The following is an 18,360-nucleotide window of genomic DNA, read 5'->3' on the forward strand; positions in this document are numbered from 1 at the left end:
ACCGAGCACGAGGCTGACATTCGCAAGGAGCTGCCGAAATTCAGCGTGGCCAAGCTGATCGGCAGCAACATCGATATCTTTCACAAGAACCCGTCCCACCAGCGCAACATGCTGGCAAAGCTGACGACGCCCCACGCCGCGACGATCCGGGTCGGCAAGCTGGCCTTTGATCTTCTGGTCACGCCACTCCGAACCGGCGGCAAGACGACGGGCTTCGTCGTCGAGTGGGCCGACGCCAAGGAGCGGCTGCTGAACGTCGACTACGCGGCCCAGATCGCCGCGATCAGCCGCTCGCAGGCCGTGATCGCGTTCGAGCTGGACGGGACCATCATCGATGCGAACGAGAACTTCCTGAAGACCATGGGCTATGCGGCCCACGAGGTCATCGGCCGCAAGCACAGCATGTTCGTCGAGCCGGCCTACCGCGACAGCCAGGACTACGCCGACTTCTGGGACCGCCTCAAGCGGGGCGAGTATCAGGCCGCTGAGTTCAAGCGGATCGGCAAGGGCGGGACCAGCGTCACCATCCAGGGCTCCTACAACCCGATCATCGACGACAAGGGCAAGGTCGTTAAGGTCGTCAAGTTCGCCACGGACGTGACCAAGCGCGTCGAGGCGGTGGGCGAGATCGCCCAGGCCCTGACCGCCCTGGCCAAAGGCGATCTGGACCAACGGATCGACAAGGCGTTCATTCCCGAGCTCGACCAGCTTCGGCTGGACCTGAACCGCGCGATCGAGACTCTGCGGGGCACGATGCAGCAGGTCGGCCGAACGGCCGAGACCATCAAGGCCGGCACGGAGGAAATCCGCAGCTCCTCCGACGACATGTCCAAGCGAACCGAGCAGCAGGCCGCCAGCCTCGAGGAAACGGCGGCCGCGCTGGACGAAATCACCGCCACGGTCAAGCGCGCCGCCGAGAACGCCAAGCAGGCCTCGTCGGCCGCTTCAAGCGCCCGGGGCGACGTCGAACGATCCGGCGGGGTGATGCGCGAAGCCGTCCAGGCCATGGGCGAGATCGAGCACAGCTCGGGTCAGATCACCCAAATCATCGGCGTGATCGACGAGATCGCCTTCCAGACCAACCTCCTGGCCTTGAACGCGGGCGTGGAAGCCGCCCGGGCGGGCGAAGCGGGACGCGGCTTCGCCGTGGTCGCGCAGGAAGTCCGGGCCCTGGCCCAGCGCTCGGCCGACGCGGCCAAGGAGATCAAGACCCTGATCGCCAGCAGCACGGCGCAGGTCGGCCGGGGCGTGAAACTGGTCGGCGACACCGGACAGGCCCTCTCGCAGATCGTCGAGAAGGTGACGCAGATCGACGCCCTGATCTCCGAGATCGCCACCTCGTCCCAGGAGCAGGCCGTCGGCCTCAACGAGGTCAACGCCGCCGTCAACCAGATGGACCAGGTCACCCAGCAGAACGCCGCCATGGTGGAGGAGGCGACCGCCGCCGCCCACTCCCTGCGGGAGGAAACGGTGGTGCTGGCCAACCTGATCGGCGAGTTCCAGCTCGGCGCGGCGACGAGCGAGGCTCGCCGCCCCGCCGCGACGCGGACCCCGCCGCCAGCCGCCGCGGCGCCGCCAAGGACCGAGACGCGCGCCGCGAGCCGGCCGACCGCCATCGGCAACACCGCCCTCAAGACCGAAAGCTGGGAGGAGTTCTGATGCAGGAGCTTCAGACGCAAGGAAAGCTGGAGCTGATCTCCTTCGAGATCAACGGCCAGGAGTTCTGCATCGACATCTCGGTGGTGCGGGAAATCCGCGGCTGGACGCCCGCGACGCCGATGCCGAACACGCCGAGCTACATTCTGGGCGTGATCAATCTGCGCGGGGCGGTCATGCCCGTCTTCGACCTGCGCAGCCGCCTGGCGCTGGGCCGCACCGAGCCCTCCTCGCGCAACGTGATCGTCGTCGTGCAGTCGGACGGCCAGCTGGTCGGCCTGCTGGTCGATGCGGTGCAGGAGACGTTCATGGTCGACGCCGAGATCCTGCAAGCGCCGCCGCAGATGGACCTGGCCGGCGAGGCCTTCATCGACGCCATCATCCCGCTGGAAGGCCGCATGCTGAGCCGGCTGGTGGTCAGCGCGCTCGTTCCTCGCCCGTCCGCCCTCGCCGCCTGACGTCCTGACGCCGGCCTCGGACACGCTCCTTTAAGGGGAAACGCGCCGCCACTCCGCGTCGCTTGGGGTCGGCGCCCGTTGGCCGACGACCTAGGGCGCCAGTCGCGCGTAGGCCGCCAGCAAGGCCGGCTCGGACGCCGCCCACAGCAGGCTCGGCGCAAGGGCGCGGGCCGCCTGCTCGCGCTCGCGCCGCAGTTCCGGATCATCGACGAGCGCCAGCAGGGCCCTGGCCAGGGCCGCGGGGCTTTCGCCGTCGGCGACCAGCGCGGCGCCCGCGCACACGGCTCGTGTCTCGCGCAGATCGAAGCAGGCGAACGCCTTGCCCAGGGCGGCATATTCCAGGGCCTTCACCATCACGCAGGTGTCGGTGAAGGGGTTCTTCCCGTCGGGCAGGGCGCAGACGTCGCAATCGGCCAGCAGGGCCATGGCCTTGTCGTGCGGGAGACGACCGGTGAACACGAAGCTGTCCCCCAGCCGCCGGTCGCTGGCCAGCCGCCGCACCGCCGAGAGCGCCGAGCCGTCGCCGACGCAGAGAACTTCCACGTCGTCTCGCCCAAGAACGTGGACCATGTGCGCCGCGGCCTCGACCAGCATCGCGACGCCGTCCTGCGGATTGATGTTGCCGACATAGCCGATGCGGGTCCGGCGCCCTCGGGGCGGCGGCGCCGCCGCGCCAGGCGCCAGGGGCGCGGCCAGGCCATTGCGGACCAGGGTGACCTCGTCAGGCTTCCGCCCCCGCGCCAAGGCTCGGGCGACGCCGCTCGGACTGGCCGCCAGCACGTGGTCCGCGACCCGGATGGACGCCCACTCGCAGGCGTGCAGCACCGCGCGAAGCCAGGACCGGCCCCCGAAACGCGCCGCCCCCAGCTCCGGACACAGGTCGTGCATGTCGAAGATGACCCGGGCGCCCAGCGCCTTAAACGGCAGGGCGATCGGGAACAGGATGTCCGGCGGGTTGCACAGGTGGATCACCGCGATCCGCTCCTGGGCCTGGAGCCTGGCCATCAACGCGGCGATGGACGCCAGGGCGGTGGCATATTCCCACAGCTGCGCGCGCACGCCGCCGGAGGCGAAGCGCACCGGGTAGTAATGGACCTCCGCCCCGAAGCGCTCGGCGCGCAGCGGGTCGCCACGATAGCGGGGGCAGATCACGCGCACCCGATGGCCGTGAGCCACGAGCGTGCGGACGACGTTCTGCATGCGGGTGTCGAACGTGAAGCTCATGTTCTGGATGACGATGAGCACCGACGACCCGCGCAAGCCGCTAGCTCCTCGGCGTGGCGGCGGCGCGCCAGACCTGCGCGAGCCGGCGGACATAGGGCTCCAGATCCAGTTCGCGCGCGTGATAGGCGCGGGCGGCGGCGCCGAGCCGTCGTCGGAGGTCCACATCATCGAGCAGGCGCGAGAGCGCGCCCGCCAGGGCCGCGGCGTCGCCCGGCGGCACGAGCAGGCCCGTGACCCCGTCCTCGACGATCTCCGCCGTGGCGCCGACCGGCGTGGAGACCACGGCCAGGCCATGCGCCATGCCCTCGATCACCGACAGCGGCAGGCCCTCGTGCAAGGACGGCAGAACCAGGATGTCGCTGGTCGACAGCAGGCGGTCGACTTCCGGCGCGGCGACCCAGCCCGGAACCGAGACCCGGCTCGCTAGGCCCGCCGCCTCCAGCTCCCGGCGCAGGGCGTCGGCGGGACCATCGCCGGCCAGCACGGCGCGCCAGCCCGGCCGAGCGGCCAGCCGGCCCAGGGCCTCGACCAGCACCGGCAGCCCCTTGCGAACGCCCAATTGGCCAAGCATCAGGATGGTCGGCGCGTCCGGATCCGGGACGGTCGGGTCGGCCGGCGCCCGCACGCCATTGGGCAGGACGACGATGCGCGGGCCGGCTGCCGGGGCTTCGCTCTCGACCAGCGCGCGCCAGAAGCGTCCCAACACGATCGTCCGCGCGGCGCGCTCGAAGGCGTCGGCGATACGACGTCGCGCCCCGGCGGAGCGACTGCGCCAGTAGTCGTGGAACTCCGGGCCGTGCAGGTGAATGACATAAGGAACGCCCAGCCAACGGCTCAGGCGGATCAGCGTCATCTTTCGCCAGGTGCTGCCATGCGACGCCATGTTGACATGCAGCATGTCAAGGCGGCCGGTCGCCTTCAGCCAGACCATCGCCGCCATGCAGCCCAGCATCCGCGGCAGCGACTCGATCAGCGCCCCATCGCCCCGGCTGGTGACAAAGCGGCAAGTCAGGCCAGGCTCGGGCGACGCCGCCAGTTCCGCGGCGACCGCGTCCATTAACCGGTCGATGCCGCCACGGCCGCGCGGCCCCAGCGGGGTCACCACCAGGACGTTCAGGGGCTTGGCGCGCGCGCTGACGGGGGTCAAGGGGTCTGCATCCCCTCGAAAAGCGCCTGATAATCGTCGAGCATCCGCTCGCGGCTGAACCGCAGGACGGAGGGCCTGGCGTTGGCGCCAAGCGTCCGGCGAAGGTCGGGCTCCAGCAGCGCGGCCAGCGCCTTCGTGAGGGCGGCCTTGTCGCCCGCGGGATAGAGGAGGCCGTTGTGGCCGTCGGTGACGATCTCTGACGCGCCGCCGATATCCGACATCACCATGGGCGCGCCCGTCGCCAGGATCTCGAGCGCCGCCAGGGAGAAGGTCTCGACCGCCGTGCTGCATAGCAGGCCGACGTCGAGCGCCGCCAGCCACGGCCTTACATCCTCCTGCTCGCCGGCGAAGATCACGCGGTCGGCCACCCCGCGCGCGGCGGCGCGGCGCTCAGCCATCGGCCGCGTCGGGCCATCTCCGACCAGAATGAGACGCGCGTCGGCGCCGCTCTGGACCACCCGGCTGAAGGCGTCGATCGCATCAAGATGCGCCTTCTCCGGCCTGAAGGTGGCCAGCAAGCCGAACACCACCGTCTGGTCGGCGAACCCCAGGCGCTCCCGCATCCGTCGCCGCAACACCACGTCGGGCTGGAAGCGGGCTAGGTCGACGCCATTGCGGATCGTGTGGACGGCCGGGGACCGCAAGCCCTTACCCTTCCAATAGGCCGCCTGGTTCTGGCTGACGAACACCAGCGCCCTCGCCGCCCGCGTCGCCCATTCGAACAGGCCGTGGCGCGCGCGTTCGCGGGGCATCAGCAGGGTGGTGTGAAAGATCACGACCGTCGCCCAGGTCGCCCGGAGCGCGCGGCCGATCGCGACCGCCAGGACGGCGGGCGTCTGGTTGACCGCGACGACGATGTCGGTCCGCTCGCGCCGGAGCGCCCGCCACGCGCGCCACCAGCCCAAGGGCCGCAGCATCCCCTTGGCGTCCAGCTGGGCGTAGCGCTCCTCGGCCAGCACGTTGTCCGCAAGCGCCGAGGTCATAGGCCCGAAGACCAGCAATTTGGTCGGAAAGCCGCGCTCTCGCAGGCCGAACATCAGCTCGAGAGTCTGCCGCTCGGCGCCGCCCATCGCCAGGCCTGGAAGGAAAAAGAGCAGCCTGGGCCGCGCGGACGACGCCGCCCGCCCATCGCGGGCGATGTCGTCGACGGCGACCTGACCATGGCTCACGGAGCAAAACTCCCAATGGGCGCGCGATCCCTTGCGCCCCGTACATCTTTTAGGTGATAGTGGAGCCCAACACGACCTACAATATCTTTTTTGCAGGAATTGGGTGAGGCGCATGCAATGAAAGCCGCCCGGCAGATAGATCCCGCAAGCATTCTGCGACCGCTGAACAGCACGCGCTCAAAGGTCTTGATTGTTGACCTTAACAACATGGCGACTTTCCCGACGCTGGCGGTCGGATTACTCCTGGCTTCACTTAGAAACGCTGGCTTCGACGCGCGGCTGCTCTCGCCGCTGGCCCACGACGTGCCCGCCGCGGAGCGGGAGCGACCGGACACCTACGCCGACCACCTCGTGCGCCAGTTGCATCACGCGACGTCGCCGCCGCTGCGCCTACTGCGCGACATCGGGCGCGCGACGCGGGGCGCCGCGATCAGCCGGCCGCATCCGAGAGTGCTGGCCGCCACCGCCCAGGCCCTCGCCGAGCGCCCGGACGTGCTCCTGCTGTCGGCCTATCTGCAGCACTATCCGACGGTCGTCGAGCTGGGGAAGCTGGCCAAGGCCGCCGGGATCCCGATGCTGATCGGCGGCCCGATGTTCAATGTCCGGGAGACCGCCGACTTCTGGCGCACCGTTCCTGGCCTGACCGCCGTGGTGGGGGCCGAGGTGGATGTCAGCCTTCCGCAGATCGTGCAGGCGGTCTGCGAGGGCGAGGACCTGTTGCAGTTTCCCGGCGTGGTGCTGCCGGATGGCCGGTTCTCGGGCGTGGCGCCGCCGCTGCGGCCGCTGGATGCGGCGCCCGTGCCCGATTTCACGGACTTTCCGTGGGACCGCTATCGCGTCCGTATCATCCCGATGATGACCGGCCGCGGCTGTCAGTGGAACCGCTGCAACTTCTGTAGCGACGTCATCTCGGCCAACGGACGCGCCTTCCGCACGCGCAGCCTCGAAAGCGTCTTGCAGGAGATGCGCGAGCAGAGCCGCCGGCACCAGACCTCGAACTTCCTGTTCCTGGACATGAAGCTCAACTCGAACCCCACTCTGTTCCGCGGCCTGATCGAGAACGTGCAGCGCAATGTGCGGGGCGCGCAGTGGATCGGCACCGTGCATGTCGACCAGCGCGCCGACAACGGCCTGTCGCGGGCGGATCTGCGCAACGCGGCCGCCGCCGGCATGCGCCGCGTCAGCTTCGGCCTGGAGAGCGGCAGCCAGCGGATGCTGGACCTGATGGACAAGGGCAGCACGGTGGAGAGCAACGCCCGCTTCATCCGCGACGCCGAGGCCGCCGGCATCAGCGTCCGCTGCACGATGTTCATGGGCTATCCTGGGGAGACGGCGCGCGACCTCGAACTGACCGCCGACTTCCTGGAGGCGCACGCGCCGTTCCTGGACCGAGTGCGCTGCAACGCCTTCTCCATCCAGGCCGAGACCCCGATCGCCAAGGCCCTGCGCGAGACGCCCGAGCGGTTTCCCAGCGTCAGGGTCACGCGCACCAGCGCCCGCGACGCGAGGACCCAGTACGTCAACGAGGGCACGGAAGACCGCGAGTATCGGCGCCAGAAGCGCCGGGTCCTAGCGGCCGTCTACGCGATCAATCGCAAGGTCGTCCGCTCGTCGGCCCGGCAGTTCGACGGCCTGATGTAGCGTATGTACATCGACCAAGGCACACGGTCCGACCCGCTCAAGCGCCGGGTCCGACGCCAGACGCCGCTGGAGGTCCGCGAGGAAGCGCTCGCCTTCATCGACCAGTTCTACCGGGAGGTCGCGCCAGACCAGGATGCCGAGCGCCTGCGCAGGCGCCGCGAGGTCGCCGGCCTGCTTCGCCGGCACGGCCACTACGACCATACGCCCGAGGAGCTGGCCTATGGCGCGCGCCTGGCGTGGCGCAACAGCGCCCGCTGCATCGGCCGTCTGCTCTGGAAGTCGCTGGAGGTCGTCGACTGCCGCCACGTGACCGAGACCGATGAGATCGCCGCCTGCATCCTGGAGCATGTGACGCGCGCCAACAGCGAAGCCCGCACGCCCTCGATCATCTCGATCTTCGCGCCCATCCGGAACAAGGTCGCGCCGGCCTATGTCGAAAGCGCGCAGATCCTCCAGTTCGCCGGCTATATCCAGGAAGCCGGCGGGGTCATCGGCGATCCGGCCAATGTGGAGATGACCCGCACGGCCATCAGCCTGGGCTGGCGGCCGCCGGCCTCGCCTGGTCATTTCGATGTGCTGCCGATCATCATTCGAGACCAGGCCGGTCGTCGTCTGCTCTACGAGATGCCGCCCTCCAGCTACCGGATGATCGACATCACGCACCCGACCGTCGAGGCCATCGGCGCGCTGGGCCTGCGCTGGTACGCGACGCCGATCATCAGCGACATGATTCTCAGCATCGGCGGCGTCGACTATCCCTGCGCGCCGTTCAACGGCTTCTACATGGCCACCGAGATCGCGTCACGAAACCTGACCGACGTCGCGCGCTATGATCGCCTGGCCGAGGTCGCGCGCGCGTTGGATCTTGATCCGGCCGATCCGCTATGGCGGGACGTCGCCCTGACCGAACTCAACCGCGCGGTGCTTCATTCGTTCACGGCGGCCGGGGTGTCTATCATCGACCATCACACCGCCAGCGAGCAGTTCGTCACCTTCGTGGAGAAGGAGCATACCGCCCGCCGCCCCACCTCGGCGGACTGGAGCTGGATCGTGCCACCCCAGGCCAGCGCTGGCTGCGCGGTGTTCCATCTGTCGATGAAGGATCTTCGGCGCGTGCCCAACTTCTATCGCTCCAGGGCCTCGGACGGCATGAACCTGGAGCCGTTCGTCTGGCGTCACGAGCATCGGCCGAGGTTGGCGCGGTTGGATCGCTGGCGCCGGCGCCTGATGTCCTGGATCCGCCGCCGCTACGCCGGATGAAGATCGCTCACGGCCCCCGCACGGCCTAGTCCGAAGGCGGTCCATGACGAGCCGGCGCGTGCCCCAGCCCGAGGCTGGCGTCACGGGCGACGGCCAGCAGACGAGGTGCGACCACGGCCATGCGCGCGGCGTCCATGTACTGCGGGATGCTGGAGACGCTGATCGCCGCGACGATCTCGCCGCTGGCGTCGCGGATCGGGGCGGCGAGGCAGCAGATCCGGTCGCCGTCCTCCTGGATGTGCGCCGCGTAGCCGCGGGTCGTCGCGCGAGCCATCTCGGCGAGGAAGGTCTCGCGGGCGTCGGGCGCATGGCCGCCGAGCAGGTCTTCGAACGCTTCGGGCGGCGCGTCCAGCAGGAGCGCCCGGCCCAGCGCGGTGTCGACGGCGCGGTTGCGGTCGCCGACCCGGTGGCGAACCGTCAGGCGCCGCTCCCCCTCCACCTGGGCGACATAGACCACCTCTTCGCCGATCAGCACGCCGAGGTTCGTCGACTCGCCCGTCTCGGCGGTCAGGGCGTCCAGCCGGGGCCTGGCCACCGCGATCAGGTCGTTGGCCTCGCGGGCCCGGGCCCCGAGATAGAGCAACCGCTGGCCAAGGCTCAAGCGGCGTCCCTCGATCGACAGCAGCCCCCTGCCCTCCAGCGCGTGGGCCAGGCGATGGGCCGTGCTGCGGGTCAGGCCCAGGCGCGCCTGGATGTCGCTCATCGCGTGGGCGCCGGAGGCGACGGTGTCGATGATGTCGAGCGCGCGCTGCAGGGTCTGGCTGGAGCGGTCGGGCCGGGTCGCTGTCATGGCCCGACCGTAAAGCGTGACTGTGTCTCGACCGCGGCGCGAGCGCAGGCGTCGGCGGTCTCATGGCTGGTGTCCGCGACAGCCAGGCCGCCCACCAGCAAACCCTGGAGATAGAGCGGCAAGGAGCCGCCATGCGCGTTGTAGAGCTCCGGCTTGGCCGCGATCACCGCCGCGAAGGCCGGATCGGTCTTCTCGCGGGCCTCGAGAACGGATCCCGGCGCCTGGAAGGCCACGGCGGTGGCGGCCTTGCGCGGCGCGGCGACGGGCGGCTTGGGCGCGCCGTCCGCCCGCAGCACGGCGATCGGGATTCCGGCCGCATCGACGACGCTGGCGCTGACCGGCTGGCCCTGCGCCTCGCAGGCGCGGATCGCCGCCCGCGCCAGGCCTATGGACTCCTCCAGCGTCGGACCGGTCGGCGGCGCGGCGAGCGCGAGCAGCAAGGACAGCATGATCCCTCGACCTACCGGTAGCCGAACTCGGCGCTGATCTTGGCCGTCGCCTCGCGCACATAGGCCCCGACGGTCTCGATCCGGGCGTCGTCCATGTACTGGGCCACCGACGACACCGACACGGCCGCGATGATCTTGCCGCTCATGTCGCGGATCGGCGCGGCGACGCAGCGGATGTGATCCTCGTTCTCGTCCATGTCCAAGGCCACCCCTCGGGCGCGATAGCCGCGCATGATCTCCAGCCACTGGCGAAGATCGTAGCGATAGCGGGGGAACAGCGCCGCCTCGCGCTGGAAGACCTCGCGCCAGACGTCCTCGCTCTCGTCGAACAGCAGGGCCTTGCCCAGGCCCGTGTGGCGCAGCGGCTGGCGCTCGCCGACCACGCAACGGACCTCGATCCGCCGCGAGCCCGGGATCTTGTCGATGTAGTGGACCTGGTCTCGATCCAGCACGCCCAGATTGACCGTGTCGCCGGTGTCGATCGACAGCTGCCGCAGGTGCTCGCGGCTGACCCGGGTCAGGGTGATCTGCTGCGAGGCGGCGTAGCCCAGCTCCAGCAGCTTGGTGCCCAGGGTGTAGCCGTCGCGCGGATTGAACGACAGGAAGCCCGCGTCGACCAGGGTGGTGGCCAGGCGATGGACGGTGGTCTTGTTGAGGCCGAGACTGGCGGCCATCTGGCCCAGCGTCGTGTCGCCCTTGGCCACGCGGCTCAGCACCTCCAGCCCCTTGAACAGGGTCATGGCCGCCGCGCTGGCGCGCGCTGAGGTCACGTCCTCGCCCACGCCCACCATGTCCTTCGAATCCGCCATGGCGCTATCGTCCCGCATCGAGTTCGGCCTTGCGGGCGCCGAGCCAGGCCTTGAAGCCGGCGATGTCCTTCACGCCCTGCTGGTCCTGAGTCCAGGCCGTGCCGAAGGCGTAGTCGATCCGCGCCGGATCCTTGAACGTCACGAACACCGAGGCGCCGTCGTCGCCAGGCCCGCCGGCGACCTCGGCCCGACGATAGAACACCGCGATGCCCAGGCCGTCGGCCGCCAGGCTCTGCTTGCCGTAGGTCGCCAGATAGGCCCAGCCCGACGCCCCCGGCGGCGAGGCGATCACCTCGACGCCGTCGTGCTTGATCAGACCCGTCAGCAGCGGCCCGCCCTGGCTGTCGCCGACCGCGCTGACGCGGGTCAGGGTCGAGCCGCGCCGGATCGCATAGCGGGTGCGAAGCGTCGACTTGCCGCCGAAGAGACCCGTGTTGACCACCTCGATGGTCGCGGCGTCCCCGCCGCTCTCGACGACCTCGGCGCGGATGGTCGAGGCGCCCAGGTGGACAGCCCTGCCATCCTTCAGCCGGCCGATCCCCCCGACGCCCACGGTGTCGCCGACCTTGAAGATGTCCATGCCCCAGGAGGCCATGTCGTGGTAGTTGTCGACGCCCTGGCCGATCTTGTCGAGCACGGGGCCGGGCGTCTTCTTGCCGAAGATGTCGACCGCCATCCGCTCGTCGAGATACAGCCGATAGGCGACCAGGTCCGACTCCCAGCCCACGCCCTCGAAGGCCAGCAGGCCGTCGTGGATGAAGTGGTCGGCCGGGACCGTGAAGCTCTTGCGCTGGTGGAAGATGCCGCCCTGCAGCACCTTGTCCTTCAGCACCCCGCCGTCCTGGACGTTCAGCACCGCCTGGACCGGCGTGCGCGGCGCGGGGATCGTCAGGTCCTTGCCGGGCTTGAGGTCGAGGTCGGCGACGGCGGTCGCCGCCAGCAGGAAGGCCCCGACGCCGTAGAACTGGGTGTCGTCGTAGCTGACGTTTTCGGGACGATCGGACACCGGCTGCACATAGCCGAACTTGCCGTCGGGGTGGACCGCGCGGGTCAGGGCCGTCCAGCCCTTGCGTACGGTCGGCTCGAAGGTCTGGCGATCCAGCAGCCCGGCCTTGATCCCCCAGGCCAGGCCGTAGGTGAAGAAGGCCGTGCCGCTGGATTCGGGCGGTGACTTGGTCGGGTCGGACAGCAGAGAGGGCGACCAGTAGCCGTCCGGCTTCTGGATCTTGGCGAGCTTGGCCGCCATGTCCTTGAAGACCGTCTCCATCCGCGCGCGGGTCGGATCGCCGGCCGGCAGCAGCGGGATCACCCGCGCAAGACCCGCCAGCACCCAGCCGTCGCCCCGGCTCCAGAAGATCTTCTCGCCGTTCGGGCCTCGCCGCGGGAAGAAGCGGGAGTCGCGATAGTAGAGGTGCTCGTCGCGGTCGTAGAGGAAGTCGGTGACCGCGTTGAACTCGGACTTGGCGTAGGCGGCGTAGCGCGGGTCGCCCGTCACCTTGCTCAGCTCGAACCAGGTGGCCGGCGCCATGAACAGGGCGTCGCTCCAGCACCAGCGCTTGTCGCAGTCGACGCCGCGCGGGTCGGTGTATTCGGCGTGCTCCAGCCCGACCTTGGGCGGATAGGCCAGGATGGCGTCGAAGCGGGCCTTCAGGGGCGCGATCGCCTCGGGACCGGCGCCGTTCTGGACCGCCCACAGATAGGCCTGGCCGATCACGTGGTCGTCGGCGTGGTAGAACCGCTGGCCCAGCTGCCACTGGTTGGCCAGGCCGCGCGCCAGGATCGCCTGCCGGTAGGCGGGGTTGGGCGAGCGGTCGGCGAGGTCCCTCAACCCCACGAACAGGGCCCCCTGCACCCAGCCCTTGGGGTCGGCCGTGTCGCGCGAGGTGTTCGGCGGGATGTACCCGGCGGCCATGGTCGCCAGCTGGTAGTCGGCGACCGTCTCGGCGAGCCGCATCACGTCCGCCGGACGGTAGGGAACGACCTCCGCCGGCGCGCTCGCCGTGGGCGCCGCCGCCGAGGCGGGCGTGGCGGCAAAAGGCGCTACCAGGATGGTCGAGGCCAGGGCGGCGCGGAACAAGGCGGCGCGGCCGCGCGGGAGCTGTCGTGAAAGGTCCATCGCCCTTCCCTTTCCTATTGCCCGACTCTAGGCGCCGAGGCTGTTGCCATAACCGATCACGATGGTCGCCAGCACCAGCAAGGTGACGCCCAGCCACACCACCGCGCGGGTAGAGGCCCTGGCCTTGCGCCATTCGGCCAGCGCGAAGCCCCACAGGGTCCCGAAGATGATGATGCTGGCCATGTGCAGGGTCCAGCTAGAGAAGCCATAGCGTCCCATCTGGCTCTCGCCCATGGTGTAGAAGAAGAACTGGAAGTACCAGGCCACGCCGGCCACGGCGCAGAGGGCGTAGTTGCGGAGCAGCGGCGCCTTGGCTTCCTGGCCTTCGCCGCGTCCCAGCCATTGTCCCGCCGAGCGGTTCCTGACGACAAGGACGCCGCACCAGACGAGATTGGTGGCGAGACCGCCCAGCAGCACGACGCACAGCACCGGCAGGCCGGTCCACAGCGGCCCCGTGCCGGCCTCGGCCGAAAGCGCCTTGATCGGCTCGCCCGCCGCCAGGCCGTAGGCGAAGCAGGCCGACATGATCCCCGACAGGATCGCCACGATCAGGCCTTTGCGATAGTCGAACTCGGCGATGGCCGCCTTGGCGTCCTCGGCCGACATGTCCCGCTCCTTCAGGGAGCCGGCCCAGGCCACGACCACGATACCCACCAGCGTCAGCAGGATGCCGCCCAGCACGATACGGCCCGGCGCGTGCGCCAGCAGCTTCTCGTGAAACTCGCCAGAGACCAGCGGCGGGATCAGGGTGCCGAACGCCGTGCACAGGCCCAGCACCACCGCCATGCCCAGGGACAGGCCCAGATACCGCATCGTCAGGCCATAGCCGAGGCCGCCGAAGCCCCACAGCGCGCCGAACAGGACGCAGGTTCCCAGCACCTTCGGCGGCGTCTGGGCCAGGACGCCCAGCAGGTCCTGCGTGCCCAGGGCGGCGAAGAACCACGGCGCCAGCAGCCAGGAGAAGATCCCCCCCGCCAGCCAGTAGATCTCCCAGGACCAGCGGCGCACGCCCTTGTAGGGCACGTAGAAGCTGGCCGAGGCGAAACCGCCCAGCCAGTGGAGAAGGACGCCGAAAAGAGGATTGGCGGGCACTATGGCGCTCCGGTGCGAGGGGTCACGTCGACCCTTGTGGAGAAACGGTGTGGGGCTGGGGCGTGCGGATCACGGCGTGGTCTTGGCCAGGCGCAGCAACAGCAGCGTCGTGGGCGGCGGGATGTCCTCGGTCGGACGGTCGCGGTTCGGCGGGCGCGTCGGCCAGACCAGGGCGTAGTCGCCTTCCGGCCCGCCGGCGACCTGCAGCACATTGGCCCGCATGTCGGCCGGAACCTTCAGCTTGTCGCCGAGGCGCGCGACGAGGTCCTGGGTCGGGCGCTCCTCGACCGGCGCCAGGGTCTGCTCGTCGAACACGAGATCCGAGGTCCGTCCGTCGCGAACCACGGGCGCCGTCATCCGCCCGGGCGCCTCGACCTTGGCGCCGCCGACCGAGAGCCGGCCGGCCAGGCTGCCGGGACCGCCGAAGTCCCAGCGGAAGCCCTTCCACTGGCTGATCGGCGCCGTGCGCCAGCCCCAGGCCTCGCGGCGCGCCAGATAGACCTGGGTGTCCCCGGCGGCGTCGAACTTGTGATAGGTGATCGTCGGCCGTCCCTGGCTGTCGAAGCCCAGCACGGTGTTGTTGTTGATCATGCCGCCGCGGACCGGCACGGGATCGACGATCTCGGCCTTGCCCAGGGTGATCGGCAGCGACAGCGGCTGGCCGTCGGAACGCTCCCAGTGGACCAGGTCCTTGCTGCGCGCGTAGCTGAGATCGTGGTTGGTCGAGGCGTCGGGCGAGTCCCTCCAGACCCAGACGATGTGGAACCTCTTGTCCGGCCCCAGGACCGGCCCGACGAAATAGGCGTTGCGCTTGCCCTCGCCGCTGACCAGCGGGGTGGACAGGAGGCGGCTCCAGCGGCCGGTCTTGGCGTCGAGGACGTTGTAGATCTCGTCGCCTGATCCGCTACGCCCCGAGCGGTACTTGACGATCAGCCGCCCCTCGGCGTCGTGCAGGAAGATCGGATAGGTGACGCGGGCCTCGTCCTCGGGCCCAACCATCTGGGCCTCCCGGCGCAGGCTCCGGGCGTCGCCGCTCTCGGCCGAGCGGAAGTAGATCAGCGGCTCGGAGTGCATGTTGGCCATCACATGCAGGCGGCCCGCCGGATCGACGGCCAGGGCGATGTAGTTGTGGCTGTCCCAGCCCAGCCAGGAGTCGAGCTTGGCGTAGGTCCAGTAGGTCCCGTTGCGGTCGCGCTGGGCGATCGTCAGCTGACGGTTGGCGTCGTAGTAGCCGACATAGAGGCGCGTGGCGCTGACCGCGAGGGCGAAGCCCACCTTGTGCCCGGCCCACACCTGGTCGATGGCCTCGATCGCGGTGACCGGCAAGGCCTTGGCCGGGTGATCGGCCTCCGGCGCCTGCGCGCGCGCGGCCGACGCGCAGAGCACACAGGCGGCCGAGAGGGCGGCGGATACGATGAGCCTGGAAAGACCGGAACGCATGGGCGCCTCGTACTGAGAAAAGGAGGCCGCCGCCTTGCGGCGACGGCCAGCAGGAGGATCCTAGAACGAGGTGCGGATGGCGAGTTGGAACGTGCGGCCGTCATAGTCGACGCGACGCGGCTTCAGCTGCTGGCCCTCGAACTCCGTCCGCATGGCGTCGGTCAGGTTGAAGGCGTCGAGGCTGACCGTGGTCCTGTCGTTGATGTTGTACGAGGCCGACAGGTCCAGCTGGCCGCGCGCCTTCACCCGCCGCGCCGCGCCCGAGAAGGTGCCGCCGGCCGCCAGGTCATAGACGTCGCGATAGTTGAACACGGCCCGCACGCCGAACTTCGAGGTCTCATAGTAGCCGATCACGTTGATCGCGTTCTTCGACACGCCCGGCAGCACGGCCTTGGTGCCGTTGGCGTTTGTGCCGCTGACGGTCGTGTACGAGTAGTTGAACGCGCCGCCGAAGTTCTTCCAGAAGCCCGGCAGGAAATCGAGGTTCTGCTGGATGTTGAACTCGACGCCGGAGACCTTGATCGGGTTGTTCTGGTTGACGCTCATCGAGGCGGTGATGACCGCCGGCTGGCCATTGACCAGGATGTCGCTGACGCAGGTGTCGCCGTTCAGGGTCAGGTGGCCGAGGCCCAGCCCGGTGGCGTCGGCCGGGCAAAGGGTCGCCTTGTCGGTCGCCGGGCCGATCAGCCCGCGCACCCGCTTCTGGAACGCCGCGATCGCGATCATGCCGCCCGGACGGTTATACCACTCCAGCGAGGTGTCGTAGGACGTCGCCTCGTAAGGCTTCAGGTCGCGGCTGCCGAAGCTGACGCTATAGCCGTTCGTCGTGTTCGAGATGCTGGTCGAGGGCACCACCTGGCGGCGCTGGGGCCGCACATAGGTCTTGTAGGCCGCCGCCCGCAGCACCAGGTCGTCGGACAGGTCCGCGGCAAGAATGAACGACGGCAGCAGCTTGTGGTACTTGGTGACGTACTCGTTGGTCACCCGTTGCTTGGCGCTGTTGAATTCCAGGGCCTCGATCGTGTTCTTGGTGTCCTCGTAGCGCAGGCCCGCCGAGGCGCGGACCGTCCGCCCCGCCACGTCGCCCTTCAGGTTCGCCACCGCATAGGCCGAGGCGATGTCGTCGGTGTTGCTGAAGTTCTGCTGGATGACGCCGCCGTTGGTGGTGTCGTTGATCCAGCCGGTGCGGGTGAGGGTCTGGCCCGGCCCGACCGTGACCGGCCGCAGGGCGTTGTACATCGCCTCGAAGTTCACGGTCTGCCAGTTCGACAGATAGCTCCCCGCGTTACCGCCGAAGAAGTTCTGGGCGTAGGCGCTCTGGGTCACGAAGTTCGGCGAGACGTTCTGCAGCTGCACGCCCGCGGCCGAGGTGCGGTACTGGTTCGAGGTAAAGCCGTTGGACTCATAGCGCGCGCCGAACTTGATCGAGCTCAGCCAGCCCAGGTCGAGGAAGCGCTCGGCGTCACCCTGGATCGCCTTGACCTCGGTCAGCGCCTCGCCCTCGCTGCCGGCCACGATCAGCTGGTCGCCTTGCGAGCCGACCAGGGTCGGGCCCGAACCGGAATAGGTGTAGGGGCCCGCGCCGACCACGACGGCCGGATTGGGCGCCAGGGTGAACAGGTAGTCGCCGATGTCGCCCGCGCCCGAGAAGAAGGTCCCAGAGGTGCCGTTGCCGCCCGCCTTGGGCAGGCGGCGGACGTCGAACTGGGTCTGCAGGACGTGGTTCTTGGCCTTGGAGAAGGTCCCGATCGCCGACGCCTTCCACTGGTCGCTCTTCCACTCCAGGCGCGGATTGACGCCCCAGGTCTGCTCCAGCAGCGGCTCCTTGCGCATCGAGGCGTAGACGCTGGCGTTGCTGTAGCTGTAGCGGTTCACGTAGGCGCGCCCGTCATCCAGCGAGAACACCGGACCGGTCGGGTCGATGACCGTCAGGCTGTTGCGCATGTCGATGTCGAGGATGTCCAGCGTGTTGCCGTCCAGGTCCCGGCGCGTGATGAAGCCGGTCAGGTCGAAGGTCACGTGGTCGTTGGGCTTGTAGGCGACGCCGCCGGCGGCGGTCAGCATGTGACCCTGGTTGTTGCGCGCGCCCTGGCGGATGTCCGACGGGAACAGCACGCCGCTAGGATTGGCCGAGGCGAAGCGCGTGGCGTAGTTGGGCGTCGTGGTCGGGCTGAGCGCCGTGTACTGGTTGAAGAAGATCGAGTCCCGGCGGAACTTTTCCTTGGAATAGGCCACCACGCCGAACACGCCGACGGTGTCGTCCAGGAACCGCTTGGCGTAGCTGAGCGTGCCGCGCGGCGCCCAGCTCTTGCCCAGTTCGTTGTACTCGACCGCGACCTTGGCCGCACCGCCTTCCGGCCGGTCCAGCGCGCCCTGGATGCGCAGGTCGATATTGCCGCTCAAGCCCCCCGCCTGGTCCGCCGCTGTCGGCGACTTGATCACGGTGATGGCCGAGAAGATGTCGGAGTTGAAGGCGCCCAGCGGCGTCGAGCCGTCCAGGATCGGATCGGCGAAGGTGACGCCGTTCAGGGTCACGCGCGCGAAGGTGCCGGGCAGGCCGCGCAGGTTGATCGTCGCGTCGCGCGAGTCGGCTTCACGGTTGATCTGCACGCCGGGAATGCGCTGCATCGCCTCGCCGACGTTCAGGTCCGGAAACCGTCCCAGGCCGTCCGACGAGATGCTGTCGCTGATCTGGATCGCGTCGCGCTTCATCTGCGCGGCGTTGGCGTACATCTGCTTGAAGCCGGTGACCACGACCTCCTCGACCGCATCGCCGCCCGCCTGCGCCGGCGCCGGCGCCGGCGTCTGAGCCCTGGCCGCCCCGGCGTTGAGCGCCATCGCGCTGACCGTCGCCAGCGCCGCGAAACAGACGCGGCTCATCTTCCCCTGAGACATGCTCGGTACCCCTCTCCGTTTCCACCCCGGTCCCTATATGTGGGACATTGTGTCATTCATTGATACGAGAGCTACACCATGCGGAACGACTTGTCATACAATTCATCCGGGTATTTGGAACGGAGCGGGTTGAGCGGCTCGACGCTTCTGGACGGCTGAGAGAAAGAAAGCTCATTAAAAACAAGGACAAGCGGAAAGCAGAGATGCCGCGCCC

Annotated in this window: 14 protein-coding genes; 4 read left to right on the forward strand and 10 right to left on the reverse strand. The window is 69.1% G+C overall.

All coding sequences use genetic code 11. From position 1 onward, the window contains the following. Positions 1–108 precede the first annotated feature (108 nt). Both DI526_RS10835 and DI526_RS10840 read left to right on the forward strand, forming a co-directional pair. Positions 109–1,659 (forward strand): methyl-accepting chemotaxis protein, encoded by a 1,551-nt coding sequence (locus DI526_RS10835; protein WP_304277549.1) that lies wholly within the window; start codon positions 109–111, stop codon positions 1,657–1,659. After that, on the forward strand, positions 1,659–2,114 hold the full coding sequence (locus DI526_RS10840; RefSeq protein WP_304277488.1) for a chemotaxis protein CheW: 456 nt from the start codon (positions 1,659–1,661) through the stop codon (positions 2,112–2,114). Before DI526_RS10835 ends, DI526_RS10840 begins: the two co-directional genes overlap by 1 nt. Positions 2,115–2,204: 90 nt before the next feature. On the opposite strand, the gene DI526_RS10845 is transcribed toward DI526_RS10840, so the two are convergent. From DI526_RS10845 to DI526_RS10855, 3 genes are read right to left on the reverse strand one after another with little or no spacing between them, the layout of a single operon-like run. Next, positions 2,205–3,374 (reverse strand): glycosyltransferase family 4 protein, encoded by a 1,170-nt coding sequence (locus DI526_RS10845; RefSeq protein ID WP_304277489.1) that lies wholly within the window; start codon positions 3,372–3,374, stop codon positions 2,205–2,207. Between the two features lie 4 nt (positions 3,375–3,378). After that, entirely contained in the window at positions 3,379–4,485 is a 1,107-nt protein-coding gene (locus DI526_RS10850) for a glycosyltransferase family 4 protein (RefSeq protein WP_304277491.1), read from the reverse strand. Beyond that, the gene (locus tag DI526_RS10855) at positions 4,482–5,654 is read right to left on the reverse strand and encodes a glycosyltransferase (RefSeq protein WP_304277493.1); all 1,173 of its coding nucleotides are present in this window, start codon (positions 5,652–5,654) and stop codon (positions 4,482–4,484) included. The genes DI526_RS10850 and DI526_RS10855 overlap by 4 nt, the downstream gene beginning before the upstream one ends. Positions 5,655–5,861: 207 nt before the next feature. Here DI526_RS10855 and DI526_RS10860 point away from each other — a divergent pair, with 207 nt between their 5' ends. Both DI526_RS10860 and DI526_RS10865 read left to right on the forward strand, forming a co-directional pair. Next, complete coding sequence (locus DI526_RS10860) at positions 5,862–7,295, forward strand: radical SAM protein (RefSeq protein WP_304277495.1); 1,434 nt, start codon at positions 5,862–5,864, stop codon at positions 7,293–7,295. Between the two features lie 3 nt (positions 7,296–7,298). Continuing rightward, on the forward strand, positions 7,299–8,555 hold the full coding sequence (locus tag DI526_RS10865; protein ID WP_304277497.1) for a nitric oxide synthase oxygenase: 1,257 nt from the start codon (positions 7,299–7,301) through the stop codon (positions 8,553–8,555). Between the two features lie 25 nt (positions 8,556–8,580). Here DI526_RS10865 and DI526_RS10870 read toward each other — a convergent pair whose 3' ends face one another. The 7 genes from DI526_RS10870 to DI526_RS10900 form a co-directional block, all read right to left on the reverse strand. Further along, positions 8,581–9,345, reverse strand: a complete 765-nt coding sequence (locus DI526_RS10870; protein ID WP_304277499.1) for an IclR family transcriptional regulator — start codon at positions 9,343–9,345, stop codon at positions 8,581–8,583. Next, on the reverse strand, positions 9,342–9,794 hold the full coding sequence (locus DI526_RS10875; protein WP_304277501.1) for a heme-binding protein: 453 nt from the start codon (positions 9,792–9,794) through the stop codon (positions 9,342–9,344). The genes DI526_RS10870 and DI526_RS10875 overlap by 4 nt, the downstream gene beginning before the upstream one ends. Positions 9,795–9,805: 11 nt before the next feature. Beyond that, a complete protein-coding gene (locus tag DI526_RS10880; protein ID WP_304277504.1) occupies positions 9,806–10,603 on the reverse strand; it encodes an IclR family transcriptional regulator in 798 nt (265 codons plus the stop codon). Between the two features lie 4 nt (positions 10,604–10,607). Further along, complete coding sequence (locus DI526_RS10885; protein WP_304277506.1) at positions 10,608–12,719, reverse strand: glycoside hydrolase family 88 protein; 2,112 nt, start codon at positions 12,717–12,719, stop codon at positions 10,608–10,610. 27 nt (positions 12,720–12,746) lie between these two features. Next, positions 12,747–13,811 (reverse strand): L-rhamnose/proton symporter RhaT, encoded by a 1,065-nt coding sequence (gene rhaT, locus DI526_RS10890; protein WP_304277508.1) that lies wholly within the window; start codon positions 13,809–13,811, stop codon positions 12,747–12,749. 69 nt (positions 13,812–13,880) lie between these two features. After that, the gene (locus tag DI526_RS10895; protein ID WP_304277510.1) at positions 13,881–15,251 is read right to left on the reverse strand and encodes a BNR repeat-containing protein; all 1,371 of its coding nucleotides are present in this window, start codon (positions 15,249–15,251) and stop codon (positions 13,881–13,883) included. A gap of 60 nt (positions 15,252–15,311) precedes the next feature. Continuing rightward, entirely contained in the window at positions 15,312–18,131 is a 2,820-nt protein-coding gene (locus DI526_RS10900; protein ID WP_304277512.1) for a TonB-dependent receptor, read from the reverse strand. Between the last annotated feature and the right edge of the window lie 229 nt (positions 18,132–18,360).

Origin of the sequence: Caulobacter segnis (assembly GCF_003243465.1) — a bacterium.
Classification (GTDB): Bacteria; Pseudomonadota; Alphaproteobacteria; order Caulobacterales; family Caulobacteraceae; genus Caulobacter; species Caulobacter segnis_A.

Coding starts and splice junctions, on each gene's coding strand:
- DI526_RS10835 (WP_304277549.1), top strand. CDS start 109: ATGCTGGCAAAGCTGACGACGCCCCACGCCGCGACGATCCGGGTCGGC.
- DI526_RS10840 (WP_304277488.1), top strand. CDS start 1,659: ATGCAGGAGCTTCAGACGCAAGGAAAGCTGGAGCTGATCTCCTTCGAG.
- DI526_RS10860 (WP_304277495.1), top strand. CDS start 5,862: ATGGCGACTTTCCCGACGCTGGCGGTCGGATTACTCCTGGCTTCACTT.
- DI526_RS10865 (WP_304277497.1), top strand. CDS start 7,299: ATGTACATCGACCAAGGCACACGGTCCGACCCGCTCAAGCGCCGGGTC.
- DI526_RS10870 (WP_304277499.1), bottom strand. CDS start 9,345: ATGACAGCGACCCGGCCCGACCGCTCCAGCCAGACCCTGCAGCGCGCG.
- DI526_RS10875 (WP_304277501.1), bottom strand. CDS start 9,794: ATGCTGTCCTTGCTGCTCGCGCTCGCCGCGCCGCCGACCGGTCCGACG.
- DI526_RS10880 (WP_304277504.1), bottom strand. CDS start 10,603: ATGGCGGATTCGAAGGACATGGTGGGCGTGGGCGAGGACGTGACCTCA.
- DI526_RS10885 (WP_304277506.1), bottom strand. CDS start 12,719: ATGGACCTTTCACGACAGCTCCCGCGCGGCCGCGCCGCCTTGTTCCGC.
- DI526_RS10895 (WP_304277510.1), bottom strand. CDS start 15,251: ATGCGTTCCGGTCTTTCCAGGCTCATCGTATCCGCCGCCCTCTCGGCC.
- DI526_RS10900 (WP_304277512.1), bottom strand. CDS start 18,131: ATGAGCCGCGTCTGTTTCGCGGCGCTGGCGACGGTCAGCGCGATGGCG.